The 13,525-nt window shown below is 66.8% G+C and carries 15 protein-coding genes; 12 read left to right on the forward strand and 3 right to left on the reverse strand.

All coding sequences use genetic code 11. The annotated features are described in order from the left end of the window. Positions 1 to 164: 164 nt before the first annotated feature. Entirely contained in the window at positions 165 to 971 is an 807-nt protein-coding gene (locus HQ306_RS06685) for a MerR family transcriptional regulator (protein WP_308115415.1), read from the reverse strand. A 108-nt stretch (positions 972 to 1,079) separates the two neighbouring features. On the opposite strand from HQ306_RS06685, the gene HQ306_RS06690 reads away from it, so the two are divergent. The 3 genes from HQ306_RS06690 (at position 1,080) to HQ306_RS22750 (ending at position 3,153) form a co-directional block, all read left to right on the forward strand. Then, positions 1,080 to 1,469 carry a helix-turn-helix transcriptional regulator gene (locus tag HQ306_RS06690; protein ID WP_056448796.1) on the forward strand — a complete coding sequence of 130 codons (390 nt, stop codon included), beginning with the start codon at positions 1,080 to 1,082 and terminating at the stop codon, positions 1,467 to 1,469. Positions 1,470 to 1,473: 4 nt separating this feature from the next. Beyond that, on the forward strand, positions 1,474 to 2,121 hold the full coding sequence (locus HQ306_RS06695; protein ID WP_222629684.1) for an SRPBCC family protein: 648 nt from the start codon (positions 1,474 to 1,476) through the stop codon (positions 2,119 to 2,121). 204 nt (positions 2,122 to 2,325) lie between these two features. Beyond that, positions 2,326 to 3,153, forward strand: coding sequence for a VOC family protein (locus tag HQ306_RS22750; protein WP_374197714.1), 828 nt, complete (start codon positions 2,326 to 2,328; stop codon positions 3,151 to 3,153). A gap of 47 nt (positions 3,154 to 3,200) precedes the next feature. On the opposite strand, the gene HQ306_RS06705 is transcribed toward HQ306_RS22750, so the two are convergent. Continuing rightward, the gene (locus HQ306_RS06705; protein WP_222629686.1) at positions 3,201 to 3,338 is read right to left on the reverse strand and encodes a hypothetical protein; all 138 of its coding nucleotides are present in this window, start codon (positions 3,336 to 3,338) and stop codon (positions 3,201 to 3,203) included. 39 nt (positions 3,339 to 3,377) lie between these two features. Here HQ306_RS06705 and HQ306_RS06710 point away from each other — a divergent pair, with 39 nt between their 5' ends. The 5 genes from HQ306_RS06710 (at position 3,378) to HQ306_RS06730 (ending at position 6,876) form a co-directional block, all read left to right on the forward strand. Beyond that, positions 3,378 to 3,593 (forward strand): hypothetical protein, encoded by a 216-nt coding sequence (locus HQ306_RS06710; protein WP_222629701.1) that lies wholly within the window; start codon positions 3,378 to 3,380, stop codon positions 3,591 to 3,593. A 308-nt stretch (positions 3,594 to 3,901) separates the two neighbouring features. Beyond that, the gene (locus HQ306_RS06715) at positions 3,902 to 4,504 is read left to right on the forward strand and encodes a hypothetical protein (RefSeq protein WP_308115414.1); all 603 of its coding nucleotides are present in this window, start codon (positions 3,902 to 3,904) and stop codon (positions 4,502 to 4,504) included. Positions 4,505 to 4,783: 279 nt separating this feature from the next. Then, on the forward strand, positions 4,784 to 4,987 hold the full coding sequence (locus HQ306_RS06720) for a three-helix bundle dimerization domain-containing protein (protein ID WP_027505531.1): 204 nt from the start codon (positions 4,784 to 4,786) through the stop codon (positions 4,985 to 4,987). Between the two features lie 581 nt (positions 4,988 to 5,568). Continuing rightward, positions 5,569 to 5,829: a hypothetical protein gene (locus HQ306_RS06725; RefSeq protein ID WP_155957006.1), complete on the forward strand. Its 261-nt coding sequence runs from the start codon at positions 5,569 to 5,571 to the stop codon at positions 5,827 to 5,829. Between the two features lie 90 nt (positions 5,830 to 5,919). Beyond that, positions 5,920 to 6,876, forward strand: a complete 957-nt coding sequence (locus HQ306_RS06730) for a hypothetical protein (protein ID WP_156380571.1) — start codon at positions 5,920 to 5,922, stop codon at positions 6,874 to 6,876. Positions 6,877 to 7,048: 172 nt separating this feature from the next. On the opposite strand, the gene poxB is transcribed toward HQ306_RS06730, so the two are convergent. Further along, positions 7,049 to 8,782 carry a ubiquinone-dependent pyruvate dehydrogenase gene (poxB, locus tag HQ306_RS06735; RefSeq protein WP_222629707.1) on the reverse strand — a complete coding sequence of 578 codons (1,734 nt, stop codon included), beginning with the start codon at positions 8,780 to 8,782 and terminating at the stop codon, positions 7,049 to 7,051. Between the two features lie 227 nt (positions 8,783 to 9,009). Between poxB and HQ306_RS06740 the strand changes: the two genes are divergently transcribed. From HQ306_RS06740 to HQ306_RS06755, 4 genes are all read left to right on the forward strand, one after another. Beyond that, positions 9,010 to 9,210 (forward strand): helix-hairpin-helix domain-containing protein, encoded by a 201-nt coding sequence (locus tag HQ306_RS06740; protein WP_222631355.1) that lies wholly within the window; start codon positions 9,010 to 9,012, stop codon positions 9,208 to 9,210. A gap of 125 nt (positions 9,211 to 9,335) precedes the next feature. Further along, entirely contained in the window at positions 9,336 to 11,447 is a 2,112-nt protein-coding gene (gene helR, locus HQ306_RS06745; protein WP_222629721.1) for an RNA polymerase recycling motor ATPase HelR, read from the forward strand. A gap of 162 nt (positions 11,448 to 11,609) precedes the next feature. Continuing rightward, positions 11,610 to 12,098, forward strand: a complete 489-nt coding sequence (locus tag HQ306_RS06750; protein WP_222629738.1) for a DUF3995 domain-containing protein — start codon at positions 11,610 to 11,612, stop codon at positions 12,096 to 12,098. A gap of 145 nt (positions 12,099 to 12,243) precedes the next feature. Continuing rightward, positions 12,244 to 13,521 carry a serine hydrolase gene (locus HQ306_RS06755; RefSeq protein ID WP_261769313.1) on the forward strand — a complete coding sequence of 426 codons (1,278 nt, stop codon included), beginning with the start codon at positions 12,244 to 12,246 and terminating at the stop codon, positions 13,519 to 13,521. Positions 13,522 to 13,525 lie beyond the last annotated feature (4 nt).

Raw genomic sequence — 13,525 nt, forward strand, 5'->3', positions numbered from 1 at the left:
GACGGTTCTCCCTCACTGCTGATCGAACGACCCTGTGTTCGAGAACGACTCGATTCACTCGTCCTGTCGAACGGTGGCCGAGCTCGTGTCGTGTGGAGGGAGGCGATGCTGTGGTGAGGGTACTCGGGAGGCGTGATTCCGTGGCACGCACCGGTCGGAGTCCTTCATAGGGGTGGTGAGTGGAAGAACCACTGCTGACCTTCCGGATCGCGGGCGCCCCATTCCCGCACCCCGTACGGCTGGTCGATCGGCTCCTCGATGACCTCGGCACCCGCGGCGGTGCAGCGCCGGTGATGTTCGTCGACGTCGTCGACCACGATGACTGTCATGCCTGTGGCGGCCCCCAGTCGCGCCGGAGGCTGATAGCCCTCACCACAGGGGTGCAGCCAGATGACGTGGTGACCGGCGCGCACCTCCGCGTGCACCACGGCGCCGTCGTCGTCGACGTGCAGTGGGCCGGCCGACAGGCCCAAGACGTGCACCAGATGATCGTGGGCAGCGGCCAGGTCGTCATAGACCAGCATCGACGTCGTTTCGCGGATCGGTGTCTCGAGCATGGTCATCTCCTCGATCGTGGAGAACAATTGTTCGGTGGAAAGACCCTCCACTGCCTGGAGGGCCGTGGCGATGTCGCTGAGCCGCGTGACCAGTCGAGTCGCGACCGACGCAGTACGTCGAACATCGACGAGGTGGTTGGCGACGGCTTGTTCGAGCTGCCATTGCGACTGGGAGAGCAGGTCGGCTATGTGGTCCAACGGGAAACCCAGGCGCCGCAACACGCGGATCCGATACAGCCGTTCAGCATCGGTAGCGCTGTAGAGCCTGTGTCCTGACGTGGAACGCTGGGAGGGGGTCAGCAACCCGATCTGGTCGTAGTGGTGCAACGCACGCACCGACAGTCCGGTCCGCTGCGCCAAGGCGCCCACCTTCCACACCTCGCCCGAGCCCTCTTGGATTGCATTCTCGCTCACACCAATGACGCTAGAACCTCACGCCGCGTCAGGAGCAACTCCTCCGAGTCGGACGCTCCGCAAAACCCGACCGTCACATATATAAGTCAGCACTGATACAGTTCGCCTGTGCACGCGTTCGACGTCCTCGGCGACCCGGTTCGTCGGCGCATCCTGGAACTGCTCGTCGATGGTGAGCGCACGTCGGGCGCGATCACGGACGTGATCAGAGCCGAGTTCGCGCTGTCGCAACCGGCCGTCTCCCAGCACCTTCGTGTCCTTCGCGAGCACGGCTTCTCGTCGGTCCGGGCAGAGGGGACTCGTCGGTACTACACCGTGGAGTCCGCGCCGCTGCTGGAGGTCGACGCGTGGTTGAGTCCGTTCCGTCGATTCTGGGATCAACGACTCGACGCACTGGAGACCGAGCTCGCGCGTGGTCGCCGCGCCGCTGGCAGACACCACTCACCGCTGGCCCAGAAAGGTTCTGGGTCGACAAGAATGACCGACCGTGAGGAGTAGGACGATGAAAGATGTACTCGATGAACTCGCCGCCGCCCGCCGGACGATGGGCACGGCCACACTTCCTGCCGGTGGGGCCTACACGGTGGAGTTGACGCGTCGCTACGACGCGGATCCAGACGACGTGTGGGACGCCATCACGAATCCGGAACGCCTGAGTCGTTGGATGAAACCGGTCACGGGTGACCTGCGTCCGGGGGGCGTGTTCGAGCTGGACGGCGGCGAGCACGGCGACATTATCCGATGCGAGCCACCGCGCATACTGCGGGTGTCCTGGATGTTCGGCCCCGGCGCCGACGAGTGGCCTGGTACGAGTGAGGTCGAGGTGCGCCTGGCGCCTGATTCGTTAGGGGGCACCGAGTTCGAACTCGTCCATTCCATCGCTGTCGGGGAGCCGATGTTTCCCACCTACGGCCCGGGTGCCGGCGGCGTCGGTTGGGACCTGCATCTCCTCGCCCTCGCCTCGATTCTCGACGGCGCAGTTCTCGACCATCAGAATTTCGCGGCATCACCCGCCGGTGCCGACTTCACCCGCCGAAGCGCCGCCGCCTGGGGTGAGGCCCACCTCGCCGGTGGCGGCGACCCCGACCACGTCGCGGCTGCGGTCGAGGCCACCATCGACTTCTACCTGACCACCCGGTATTCCGAGTGAGGTAGAGATGGTATCGACGCAGACGGAGCCACAGTCGCAGTGAACACCCACGCATGAGGGGTGAGAGGCCCACTGTCTGTGGCCCGTCCTGGCCTCGTTCTTCCACGGTTCACCGATGACGCCGGAGCACGTCGCTGCGGTGTGATGAGTTTCCGGGCGCTGATCGGTCACAACCTGGACGCTGACCGATGCAAAGGAATGAGCATGCAGATCACGGATACCCTGGCCGTCCTGTTCGTCGACGATCACGACGCCGCCATCGACTGGTACACGAAACTGTTCGGCCGCACGTTCGATCGACGGCCGATGGACCCCGACGCCGAATGGGACCTCGGCGACGGACGCGGAGTTCAGGTCTACCTCGACCAGGCACGGGCCGGCGGTCATGATGTCGTCCTCGGCGTGCCCGACCTCGACAGCACGCTGTCGGAGCTCCGCTCTCGCGGAATCGACGCCGAAAAGTTCACGGTCCCTTCAGGGCAGTTCGAGCTCGCCATGCTCACCGACCCCGCCGGCAACACCGTGATCCTGTCCCGGTCATTGGTCGATACGATGTCCGGGACCGAGCGGTACATCTCGCACCGCACGATGGCTGCGTCACCGTCGGACATCTTCGCGTTTCTGACCGACCCCGACAAACACCAACACACCGAGCCGACCGACTGGGTCCGCGGCGCCGTCGACTCTGCCCGAATCGTGGGTCCTGGACAATCATTCGCGATCAACATGTATCTCGACGAAGCGGGCGGCGAGTACGTGATGCACAACGTCGTCACCGCGTTCGAGCGAGACCGCCACATCGCGTGGCTTCCGTGTACGCAGAACACCTCCGGCGGCCTCGACGCAGGGGGATGGTGGTGGCGTTACGACCTGGCACCGCACGACGAAGGAACGCGGGTGACCCTCACGTACGACTGGGCGGATACCCCCGCGACGATACGAGAGCAGATCGGCGGCCTCCCGGCGGTTCCGCCGACCTTCCTCGACGAATCGCTGGCGTCGCTGGACGCCGCAGTCCGGAGCGGCCGGTGACGCCCCCGCTGAGTCTCCTGGATCCGCTCCTCGGCCGGTGGCGAAGCTCAGGCGTCGTGCTGGATCGACACGGGAAACCTGACGGCGAGATAGCGGGTACGGACACGTACTCCATACTGCCGGGCGGGCAATGGATCACCCACGACGTCGATGTCGTCGTGGGCGCGCAGCACGCACTCGTTCACGAAGTCATCGGAGGATCGCACCCCGACGGGGGATGGCTCATGTACGCCTTCGACGATTCCGCCGAACCCGGGCTCACGCGGCTGTCGATGCACGACTCCGAACTGCTCCTTCTGGAGGGGTACGGCATTCGTAGCTGGTTCCACATCAGAGCCGGCCCCGAGCACATGACGGCTCGTTGGGAACGGTCCGACGGCAGCAGCTGGACGACGTGGATGGCGATGCGATTCGACACACTCGGTGAAACGGAGACGTGACGACGGTGACTGGATCGGCCGAGCTACCGGTGAACGGGTGACAAGGCAGCGATCGACGGCGCGAGCGTCGCCGAGATGAACGGTGAATGATCACTGGTCAGCCGATCTCGATGTCGAGGTGCGCCCTGATTGCCGTGTGTGCACGTCAGACGCTCGCGGCGAGGTCGATCGCAGCATCGTGAGGACGCCGAAGGGAGACAGTCGCTCTTGCGGTCATCATCGCCTCTGTTCATACTGGCGGCTACCGAGAGCACCGCTCTCCATGACCGAGGAGCCCGATGCGTTCACGCCCGACACTCCTGCTGCTCGTGACCACAGGACTCCTGTTCGCTCTCTACGCGACCCTGCGCCCGTACTCCACCGAGGTCGGCAGCGAAGGCGCCCGAGCCTTCGCATCGCCACTGTGGGTAGCGGCTCACGTCGCTGCGATGCTCGGTTTCACGTGTCTGGTGTTCGTCGCGCGCCAGGCGCACGCGGGTGCACTCGTCGACACGACCGTCATCCTCGGTGTCGCCTTGGTGCTGCCCTATTACGGCGCCGAGACGTTCGCGCTGTACGCGGTGGGGCAAGACGCCCTCGACCTAGGCCACACGGATCTCCTCGAACTCGCCGACCCCATCCGCTACGGCGTGGTCCAGGTGAGTATGTTCGGCGTCGGCCTGATGCTGATCGCGGCCGGAGTCGTGATGCTGGCAGTGCGCACCGGGGGCGTCGGCGCCACAGTGTTCGCGGCGGGTTTCGTCCTGTTCCTACCGCAGTTCTTCGCTCCGCCGTGGATTCGCATCGCTCACGGCCTGCTGATTCTGGTCGGCGCCGTACTGCTGGCCCGCCGTATCGCCACCGGCACTGACGCCGGCGCGTCGAGTGGCGACCCGCAGTCGGCCGCTGATGACGTCAGCGCTGCCAGGTAGCACGGCTCACGTGACCCGCCCCAGAATGTAGCTCGGTGCGGCGGTGCAGGCGAGGTCGCACGCCATAGATCTCGGCGTCGCCGCATCGTTCGGATGCGGCGATACTTCGGGCGATCACCGCACGATCGGTTCCCCGTCGTCGATGAGGAACTTCGCCGATCGCACCGTCCGCGTGGACAGGCTCGGACGCGAGAATGAATGAGCAGAGTGATCGTTACTGCTGCGAACAATATCGTCGAAACCTTGACTCGGTCCTGACACGAGGTCGATTCTGAGTAGATGACAACCACCAACGAATCGGAGCATCTCGCGGCGGTGCAGGACCGGCTCACCGCCGCCCTGCCCGGGGTGAGCCGACACGACATCGAACAGACCGTGGCGGCCGAGTATGCCCGCTTCGAGGGACGCTCGGTGCGCGACTTCGTGCCGCTGTTCGTCGAGCGCAACGCACGAGAGGCACTGCGCTCCGTCGCACCGCACTGACACCACCTGTCGCACAGCAATACACGGCCGCCCAGAACGCGGGCGACCGTGCACGGTGCGGCCATTCACCGATCGGATCGCGCTTGCTGCGGCGCGGATCAGATCGGCCCGGGGTGTGTCAGCTGAAGAAGCTGAGTCCGTCGAGGAAGTCGCCGCTGCCGCCGAAGATGTCGGACAGGGCGCCGAGGAAGTCGACGAAGCTTGCGAGGTCGGTGATCATGGGAGCTCCCGTGGTCGTGTGGTGGTGGCAGGAATGCCTGTTCATTGGTACCGAGCATTGGTGAACGAACGGTGGATCATCGGTTGTCCCAATGGGTTGCCGCCGTGAACGGTTCCGATCAGACCGGGGTGATCACCAGCAGCTGAGCCCAGTACGCGGCGGTGTGCTCACCGAGGTAGGGGAGCAGGGTGTCGAAGAGGATGTAGGACATCGGGGGACTCCTCGGGTCGGGTCGTGGTGGGGCTGCGCCGAGTGAGGGGTGCCCGCTCCGCGGGTAGTCGGAGTGGCGGTGCGGTGAACAGCGGGTGTCGACTCGGCTCACCGCCGGGTGGGACGGCTCGTCGGCCGCGATGATGGTGCGATGAGCACGAGTCAGGCCGAGGGCCTTCGCGGGATGATCGAGTTCGCGCGTCGGTGGTTGCCCTACGGCGGCGGTCCTGACGAGGAGATCCTCGTGACGTTCGGTGTCCCCGGGTATCAGTTCCACGAGCGGCTCGCTCGTGTCCTCGACAGCGGCGACCCGACGGTGGCGCAGGCGTTGTCGGCGCCCGAGATCGCGGCGCTGCGCCTGCAGTGCCGTACCCGCTCGCTGCATCGTCACAACGTCCCCGCCTGGCAGTGACCCACTGGTCCTCGAAACGCCTCGTCAGCTGCCGCTGAGTCGTCCTCGGCGAGACTCACCGCGACTGCGCGAGGTGGGATGCTTCCGGCCATGACCGGTCGACATGTGGGACTCGCGTTGTTTCTGGTGGTGACGGTTGCTCTCGCGTCCTACGGCGTCCTGACCACTCCTGAGCCGAGGTCGGTCGCCGAGATCGGTTCGGCCGATCACTTCGTCTGCGCGTTGCCACAGGACGTCGGCGGCTATCTGGCGGCCCCGCCGCCGCAGCAGAGCTTCGCTCCCCGTCCGGCGCGGGGCACGGTGCCCGAGGGGTTCGAGCCGGTGGCAGCCGTGGTGTGCGACATCGGTATCGGAGACCACGTCGAGGCCGACGGGACCGTGACCTATGTCGAACGCCGCTACGCCGGGGACTTCGGCAGCGCTGTGCGGGAGCTGAACGGGCCGCCCACGCGTCGCTCGATCTTCGACGCCGAATGTCTGGCGTCCGTGCTCGCTGCGGCGCCGGTCGACATGTGGCTCGTCGACGTGGACGGCCGCGCCGTACAACCGTCGTACCCGCGTGGTGACTGCGGCCTGGACAATACCCTGGGACTCGCCAAGATTCTCGAGCTCCCGGAGGTAGAGGCCACCGAACACCGCGTCCGCCTCGATGCTGCCGGGATCACCTACTTCTACTCGTGCTCGCCGATCGTCTCGACACCGGTGCCGGGGTCTCGGTCGCTACTCGACCTGACGTTGACACCGTCCGGGTTCTGCCGCTTCGACACCGCCGGACCCGATCTGATGTTCACCGGGGCGGATCGGTACGAATCCGAGCCGTACCTCGACTGGAACGCCGCCCTCATCGACGTCGAGCCCGCCGGTCCCTGCGGTGAACGCGCGACGTCGCTGGCGACCACCTCGACGCAGTCCACGATCGGGGACGAGTTGGTCATGATCGACGTCCATATCGAACTCGACGGGTGCCGGCGCATCCTGGGCGACGGCTTCACTCCGTTGTCGGCGCCCGCCTCTGTCGTCGACTCGATCGTCAGCGCAGCGTCGTGACCTGACGTCTGTCGGCCACGTCGGGTCGAGCCCTGACGGCCGTGGTTTCCGTTGATCGCCGTTCACAGAGCAGAACGTGGTTGGGGCGCACGTTTCACCACTCGACGCCTGCATGGTTGCGCGTCGACCACGACCGTGGCATCGGATCACGCCAGTCCGGCCAGCAAAGCTCTCAGTCGAAGATCCGCCGACGGACATTGGTGTCCGCGAGGTCCACGAGTTCGTCGGCCCGGCCGGACAGGATCGTCCGAATGCCGTACAGCGTGAACCCCTTTGCCTGCTCGAGGGTGATCTTGGGGGGAATGGAGAGCTCCTGTGCCGCGGTGACGACGTCGATGACGGCGGGGCCGTCGTACGCGAACGCGTCGGTCAGAGCCGCCTCCAGATCCTGCGGCTTCTCCACTCGTCGGCCGAACATCCCCAGAGCCTGTGCCACAGCAGCGAAGTCGGGGTTCTTCAGGTCGGTGCCGTAGTTGACGATGCCGGCAGCCTTCATCTCGAGTTCGACGAAGTTCAACGACGAATTGTCGAAGATGATGACCTTGACCGGCAGACCGCTCTGCATCAACGTGATCAGCTCACCGAAGCCCATCGTCAATCCGCCGTCGCCGGCGAAGGCCACCACCTGCCTTCCCGGCTGAGCGGTCTGCGCACCGATCGCCAACGGGAGAGCGCAGGCCATCGACCCGTGATTGAACGACCCGAGCAGCCGGCGCTTGCCGTTCATCGTCAGGTATCGGGCGGCCCACACGACAGGCGACCCCACGTCGACGGTGAAGACGGCATCGTCGTCGGCCAGCTCGTTCGCCATGCGCGCCAGATACTCCGGCCGGATGGGTGTGCGGTGCCGGTCGTCCACGGCGAACGAATCGAGATTCTTGCGTGTCTTGCGGTAGTGCTTGACCGATGTGTCCAGATGCTTGCTGTCCGTCTTCGCGTGGATACGGGGGAGCAGAGCGTCCACGGTATCGGCGACGGTACCCACCAACCCGAGGTCCAGGGTCGCTCTGCGGCCCAGGTTCTGGCCACGGATGTCCACCTGGATGATCTTCGCGTCGTCGGGATAGAAGTTGCGGTACGGAAAGTCGGTGCCCAGCATGAGAAGAACGTCGGCATGCGAGATCGCGCGGTACCCCGAGGCGAAGCCGAGCAGCCCCGTCATCCCCACGTCGTAGGGATTGTCGTATTCGACGTGCTCCTTGCCGCGCAGTGCGTGCACGACAGGAGCCTGCAGCGCGCCGGCGATCTCGAGCAATTGTCGATGCGCACCCGCCACACCGGCGCCGGCCAGAATGGTGATGTTGTCGGACGAGTTCAAGATCGACGCCGCCTCGTCGAGCGAGGCATCGTCGGGACGCACGTGGGACGTGGTCGCGCGGATGGCCGGGGTGGCCTTTCTCTGTTCGGCATGCGCCAGCAGCACTTCGCCCGGGACGACGACCACTGCGACACCGCGTTCTTCGATCGCCGCCCGCATCGCCATCGCGAACACGTGTTCCGCCATCTCCGGGTCACTGACCAGCTCGCAGTAGACACTGCATTCCTGAAAGAGGTTCTGGGGGTGAGTTTCCTGGAAGTACTGCGATCCGATCTCGCTGCGCGGGATGTGCGCCGCGATCGCGAGCACGGGGACACGGCTGCGGTGCGCGTCGAACAGCCCGTTGATCAGGTGGAGATTGCCGGGACCACAACTGCCGGCGCACACCGCGAGTTCGCCGGTGATCGCCGCGTCACCGGCTGCGGCGAAGGCGGCAGTCTCCTCGTTGCGGACGTGCTGCCACGTCATGCCGTCGTTCCGGCGGATCGCGTCGGTGAAGCCGTTCAACGAATCGCCCGGAAGACCGTAGACGTGGGTCACGCCGCTCTCGGTCAGGGTCTGCACGAAATGGTCTGCCACGGTCGCCATGGCGAACAGTATGCGCCGGATCCGCACCGGAAGCGTCGTGGAACGAGTGACCGATCGTCCTGGCTCGGACACTCGTGGAGATCGGTGAGGACCGGCGAAAGCGCTGTGGGCGAATACTGCAGCAGGTGCCCGGGCGAGCTCTGGGGACAGCCGGGCCTATGTCGTCCCGGGGAGCGTCAGAATGGATCCATGCAGAGAAAGACGACGAGCGGAAGGCGGTGAGCAGCATGACGAACGACGCGCCGACCGATCGTGGGCCCGTGTTCGACGGTGTCCGCATCGGTAGGCCTGCGACGTGCGCGTTGATCGACGCCGGGTATCGCACGGTGCTCGACCTTCCGGCGGACCTCGCGGTGTTGTCCGCGCTGCACGGAGTGGGGCCGTCGGCGATCAGGCGGCTGGCCGAGGTGCGCGACGATCGGCGTTGACGGGAACGATCCCTTCCACCTCCAAGGTATAGCGCACGGTGGGGCTTGCGGCAAGCCCCCGCGGTCGGCGCAGAATGGCTCGCTCGATGCCATGACCTGCACGTTTCCCCGATCGGAGCCGACCTGTGGACACCGTGTTCGCCCTGCCCCCGCACCGCCGAGCCAAGGCCGACCCCGCCTCGATCGCGGCGGATGATCGACATCTCGCCAGAATCGACGCGGCCCTGCGTCGGTCCCTCGCGGATCTCGAACGACGCCTCGCCCGGACTCGCGTCGCCCCCGGCCGATCCGGCCAGGACGCGATGGAACGCGACTTGGAGACACACCGACTCACCGCCGAGATTCGCGTAGTGCGTCGTGTCGGGCGGGACATGTGTCTCGGGCGACTCGTGCCGGCGGACGGAACGGCCCCGGTGTACGTCGGGCGGCGCGGACTTCTCGACGAGGCCGGTCATCCTCTGCTCGTCGACTGGCGCTCACCAGCAGCAGCACCGTTCTTCGCCGCGACCCCGGCACGTCCGATGGGTGTTGCCTGGCGTCGTCGCTACCGGTGGACCGGAGGACGAGTGAGCGATTACTGGGACGAGGTGTTCACCGCCGAGATCCCCCACGGCGCCGTGGCATTGGACGATCGGTCGGCCTTCGTCGCCGATCTCGGGGCGGCGCGGTCGTCCCGCATGCGCGACGTGCTGGGCACCATCGCAGCGGACCAGGATGCGACCGTCCGCGCCCCGTCCAGAGGAGTGCGTGTGGTGGACGGCGGCCCCGGAACGGGAAAGAGCGTGGTCGCACTGCACCGTGCGGCCTACCTTCTGTACGCGGATCCGCAGGTCGGGCACCACCGCGGCGGGGTCCTGGTGATCGGACCGCACGAGCCCTACCTGTCGTACGTCGCCGACGTGCTTCCTGATCTCGGCGAGGACAGCGTCCGGGTGTGCCTGCTCGACGAGATGGTTCCCGAGGGCCGGAATGCAGTCGCAGAGAGCTCGCCACGCGCCGCCGCGGTGAAAGGCTCCGCGTCGATGACGGAGATGATCGATCGCGCGATCCGCTTCTACGAGAAACCGCCCGCGAACGACATGGTCGTCGAGACCGAGTGGGGTGCAGTGCTGCTCCGGGCAACCGACTGGGCGGAAGCCTTCGCGGCACCCGACGCGGAGACTCCGCACAACGATGCGAGAGAGGAGATCTGGGCGGCGCTGAGCGACATCGTCGTCGACCGCCTCGCCGGCGACGTGTCGGACGCCGAGCTGACGTCGTCGCTGCGGGAGATCGACGAGCTTCGCGACTGCGTCGAGTCGTCGTGGACGGTGATCGATGCTCCCGATCTCGTCGCCGACCTCTGGGCCGTGCCGGCATACCTACGCCAGTGCGCGCCCTGGTTGGACGAGGACGACAGGGCCGCGGTCCGCAGAGACCTCGGTGCTCCCTGGACGACAGCGGATCTCCCTCTTCTGGACGTCGCTCGTCGCCGCCTCGGAGACCCACGGGCGACGACGATGCGCGTGCGCCGTGCCCGGACGATCGCCTCCGAGCGTGCGCGCCGACGCGCGGTGGTCGACGATCTCGTCGAGTCCGACGATTCGGAGCTTCGCGTCATGTCGATGCTCCGCGGCGACGACCTGCAGAACGTGCTGGACGAGACCGAGTTCTCGACGGGCGAACCGGATCGGCTTGCTGGTCCGTTCTCCCACATCGTCGTCGACGAGGCCCAGGAACTGACGGATGCGCAGTGGCAAATGGTCCGTGCCCGCTGCCCGTCGGGCAGTCTCACGGTGGTGGGTGACCGGGCGCAGGCCCACAGCGGTTTCCCGGAATCCTGGGAGGCGCGGCTGGCGCGTGTCGGATTCACCGACGTGGCGGTGTCCACGCTCGACGTCAACTACCGCACACCGGCCGAGATCATGGCCGCGGCCGAACCGGTCATCAGAGCGGTCCTCCCCGACGCGAACGTGCCTCGTTCGGTCCGCAGCACCGGGGTGGGCGTTCGCCAGGCCGGAGTGGACGACCTGGACGCGATTCTCGACGAGTGGGCCGCGGCCGGTGAGGGCGTGGCATGCGTCATCGGTGTGCCGGCTCGGCCGGACACCGAGCGGATCCGTTCTCTGAGCGCTTGGTCGGTCAAGGGGCTCGAGTTCGATCTCGTCGTCCTCGTCGAGGGGCCGGGTGTGGACAGCGCCGTCGACCGATACGTGGCGATGACGCGGGCGACCCGGCAACTCGTGGTGCTGAGCTGATCGACTGGTGCGGGTGGGATGGTTCCGAGACGGCATTCCTGGTGTCCCTCGTCGGTCGAGACCTCGTCTGTCTCAGGGTGGGGTCGGGGTGTTCCCGGATGTTCGGGCGAGCGGAACGTTCCTAGTGTCGATCGTGTGCAGACACCCTCGGGAACGACACGCATGAGAATGCCTGCGGCGGTGGCCTTTCTCCTCGCTGCGGCAGCCGGGCTGCTGCATGCGGCCGCGAGCGCGTACTGGGCGGTGGGTGGTCGATGGCAGCTCGCCTCGGTGGGGCACTGGGCGGTGACCCTGGCCGACGACCGACCGGTGGTGAGCGGTCTCGCGCTCGGTGTCGTCGCTGTCGTGAAGGCCGGCGCTGCTGTCCTCCCGTGGGTGAATGAGCGGGTCCGAGGCCACGGTCATCGGCATGTCCGCATGTGCGGGTGGTGCGCGGGCGGTGTGCTTTCCGTGTGGGGCGCAGTGTCGACGGTGTCCGCGGCAGGGGTGCTCGCCGGCGTCATCGTGCCCGACGGCGGGTACGACCGGACCGCGATGATCGGGCATGCCGTGGTCTGGGATCCGCTGTTCACGGTCTGGGGCGCAGCGCTGCTGACCGGGTTGTGGTCCACCACGCACCGGGCCACAGCGCTGACGGGAGTACGACGATGACCGCGGCACGACGAGTGGTTGCTGTGTTTCTGGGCGCCCTGACACTGCTCGCACTGTCGATCTGCCCAGCAGCCGGTCGAGGGCACGACGAGGAGTCGTTGCAGGGCCTCGTCACTCGGTGGGCCTCGGAGATCGGTGCACGGGCATGGCCGCACGGATCGTCGACAGCGACGGTGCACGGTCTGCGGCATTCGTGGGAGTCGACGGGGACGGTCACGACATCGACGGGTCGGCCCCTTTCGTCTGGGGGTCGGTGTCGAAGCAGTTCGCGGCAGCGACAGCGAGGGGCCTCGAGCGCGAGGGCGTTCTCGACGCCACCAGCCCTGTCGTCGAGGTGGTCCCGCAGGCTCGCCGAGTGCTCTCCGACCCCGCAGTGACCGTCGACGACCTCGTTCATCACACCAGCGGGCTGCCGCACGACCTCACCGTCACCGACGAGTGGACCCGAAGGGGTTCCGCGACAGACGCCGTCACCGCCCTCGACGCGCCGAAGGGGGCCGGTCCTCGTGGTGAGTTCCGGTACTCGAGTCTGAACTACCTGCTCCTGCAGGCTGTGATCGAGCAGGCGGGAGGGTCCTCCTACGCGGACGCCGTGCGCCGCGTCGTACTCGATCCCGCCGGCAGTGACGCCATCACCGACCCGCAGTTGTTCGTCGACAGTGTTCCGCGGGGACACGTTCCGTTCTTCGGTTCCACCCGCCCGGTCGACGTCGGTGTCGATTCGGCGGGGTTGGGATACGGCTACCTCGCCGGCTCCATCGATGACCTGGGACGCTATGCGTCGTGGCGACTGCGGGAACGTCACGACGGCGAAGCCCGGTATCGCGAGGTGCCGACGGCTCAGGGTTCGACCTACGGTGACGGCCTGTTCCACGAGAGGATCGATGGCCACGATGTCTGGTGGCATGCGGGTGCGGTGCCCGGCTACTACACCTACGTCTCTCTGATTCCATCCCTGGACACAGCAATCGTGTTGGCGGCGAACCGATACGGTGAGATCGAGGCCGATCGACTCGCGGCCGTCGGCCGGAACCTGACGACGTCGGTGACGGGTGGACGGACGAGCGAGCTTCCCGAGTCCTCGGCGTCCACCGTGCTCGGAGCGCTCGCTGCGATCATCGCGACGCTGGTGGTCGGCATCGGCGTCCACACGGTCCGCATCGTCTCGGGCAGGACATCCCAGCGGACCATAAGAGTCGCCGTCGTGCGCGGGGTCGTGGCGGTCGGGGTAGGGACAGCGGCCGCTGTCGCCATCCTGTTCGGACTGTCTGCGACGACCGGCGCGGGGTTGTCGGTGGCAGGCAGGTGGGCCCCGGACGTGGCTCTGCTGGTGTGGATGTTGCTCGTGGCGATCGCTGCGGCCGCCGTGGTCGACGTGTTCGGGCAGGTCGTGGGGTGCCGTCGTGTCCGTGGGGCGCAGTGAGGTC

The organism is Rhodococcus sp. BP-160, from assembly GCF_019836205.1.
In the GTDB taxonomy this organism is placed as follows: Bacteria; Actinomycetota; Actinomycetes; order Mycobacteriales; family Mycobacteriaceae; genus Rhodococcoides.

Coding starts and splice junctions, on each gene's coding strand:
- HQ306_RS22750 (WP_374197714.1), top strand. CDS start 2,326: ATGCAGATCACGGATACCCTGGCCGTCCTGTTCGTCGACGATCACGAC.
- HQ306_RS06725 (WP_155957006.1), top strand. CDS start 5,569: ATGAGCACGAGTCAGGCCGAGGGCCTTCGCGGGATGATCGAGTTCGCG.
- HQ306_RS06695 (WP_222629684.1), top strand. CDS start 1,474: ATGAAAGATGTACTCGATGAACTCGCCGCCGCCCGCCGGACGATGGGC.
- HQ306_RS06740 (WP_222631355.1), top strand. CDS start 9,010: ATGACGAACGACGCGCCGACCGATCGTGGGCCCGTGTTCGACGGTGTC.
- HQ306_RS06720 (WP_027505531.1), top strand. CDS start 4,784: ATGACAACCACCAACGAATCGGAGCATCTCGCGGCGGTGCAGGACCGG.
- poxB (WP_222629707.1), bottom strand. CDS start 8,782: ATGGCGACCGTGGCAGACCATTTCGTGCAGACCCTGACCGAGAGCGGC.
- HQ306_RS06730 (WP_156380571.1), top strand. CDS start 5,920: ATGACCGGTCGACATGTGGGACTCGCGTTGTTTCTGGTGGTGACGGTT.
- HQ306_RS06750 (WP_222629738.1), top strand. CDS start 11,610: ATGAGAATGCCTGCGGCGGTGGCCTTTCTCCTCGCTGCGGCAGCCGGG.
- HQ306_RS06755 (WP_261769313.1), top strand. CDS start 12,244: ATGGCCGCACGGATCGTCGACAGCGACGGTGCACGGTCTGCGGCATTC.
- HQ306_RS06710 (WP_222629701.1), top strand. CDS start 3,378: ATGTACGCCTTCGACGATTCCGCCGAACCCGGGCTCACGCGGCTGTCG.